The organism is Ruegeria sp. BHSB058 (assembly GCF_059613285.1).
Map to the genome: position 1 here is coordinate 1 of NZ_JBXWSF010000182.1, position 1,596 is coordinate 1,596.

Sequence of the window (1,596 nt, forward strand, 5' to 3'; positions counted from 1 at the left end):
ATCGGGCGAGACGCTGGCGCGACATTGCGGGACGCGATCCAACTGCCGAAGTTGGCCCTGGAGAGTTTGAGAGGTCGGGAGGGCCTTTCATTCCGGCGCCCTTCGCGTCGGACGGAGTTCGCCATCGGCTGAGGCCCTGCCTCAAGGAGAACGCACGCAAATCTCGGAACCACAGGTGGAGAGTTTGCATAAGTGCGCCCTTGTCCTTTACAGGTCTACGGGTAAGCGCTATCGCTGGTTGTGGCAAGCCTAACCTTTACACCTGCCCTCTTTGAAGTGGATTCCCGAATTGGCCGAGACTGAGCTTGAACGCGCCGAGAAACGCTATGCCCAGGCCAAGGCCCGCCTACAGGCTCTGAAGAACCGGGAAGCCACCAGACAGCGCAAGCTGGATACCCGGCGCAAGGTGATCCTGGGCGGGGCGCTCATGGACCTGGCGGAACGGGATTCCAATGCTGCCGCGATGCTCGACCGGCTGATCCGCAACCTCTCCCGTGAACAGGATCGCAAGGCCTTTGCAGAGTGGGACGCGCCCTCCCCTGCTCCTACCGATGACGGCACGTCCTGATGCGAAGCGTGATGCTCGTCTTCGGGGGGCTGTTCCGCTTCTTCGGTCGGTTGATCTTCACGCCCATCCTTTTGGGCTGGATGATCGGCGCGGTCCTGTTTGGGGCGATGCTTGGAACGCTTGTGGCCACGCCGTTCATCTTTGCCTTCTTCGATCAGCCGCCCGGTGAAAGCGCCTGGCAATGGCTGGTCTTCGGTCCCTTCATGCTCATTGGCGCTGTCTTCGGGTTTCAGTACTGGCGCATGGCCTCCGGGGCCGATGCTTACTTCGGGCTGACGGGTGACAGCCACGGCTCGGCCCGGTTTGCGAACCGCAAGGAACTGAAGAAGCTGGAGAGGGGCAAAGGGCAGGAGGATCGCGGTCTCCTGATCGGGCGCAATCCGCACACAGGACGGTTGCTGCACTATGACGGCCCGGCGCATCTGATCACCCTCGCCCCGACGCGGGCCGGGAAAGGTGTTGGCACCGTGATCCCGAACCTGCTGGCGGCGGAACGATCCGTGCTGGTGATCGACCCCAAGGGCGAGAATGCCCGGATCGCCGGGGAAGCCCGGCGGCGCTTTGGCACGGTCCATGTCCTCGATCCGTTCGAAGTCAGCGGCCACACCTCTGCCGCCTACAATCCACTCGACAGGCTGACACCGGACAGCCTTGATCTGGGCGAGGATGCGGCCTCCCTGACAGAGGCGCTGGTCATGGACCCGCCGGGCCAGGTGACGGAAGCCCACTGGAACGAGGAGGCGAAAGCCATCCTCGGTGGGCTGATCATGTTCTGCGTCTGCCATGAGGATCGTGACCACCGGTCCCTCGCCACCGTCCGGGAATATCTCACCCTGCCCCCGGAAAAACTCCGGGCGCTGCTGGAGCTGATGCAGGACAGCGATGCGGCAGGCGGGCTGATCGCCCGCGCCGCCAACCGCTTCCTTGGCAAGGCGGATCGCGAAGCCGCTTCCGTGCTGTCGAACGCGCAACGCCATACGCACTTTCTGGACTCGCCCCGGATCGCAAAGTGTCTGGCGCGCTCGGAC

2 protein-coding genes are annotated in these 1,596 nt (G+C 63.7%); both read left to right on the top strand.

The window, feature by feature from the left end; genetic code table 11:
• Positions 1 to 289: 289 nt before the first annotated feature.
• Positions 290 to 568, top strand: a complete 279-nt coding sequence (locus AC2FNB_RS21190; protein WP_496748701.1) for a mobilization protein — start codon at positions 290 to 292, stop codon at positions 566 to 568.
• Between the two features lie 11 nt (positions 569 to 579).
• Positions 580 to 1,596, top strand: a 1,017-nt coding sequence (locus tag AC2FNB_RS21195) for a type IV secretory system conjugative DNA transfer family protein (RefSeq protein WP_496748702.1), incomplete at its 3' end; no start/stop codon positions are given.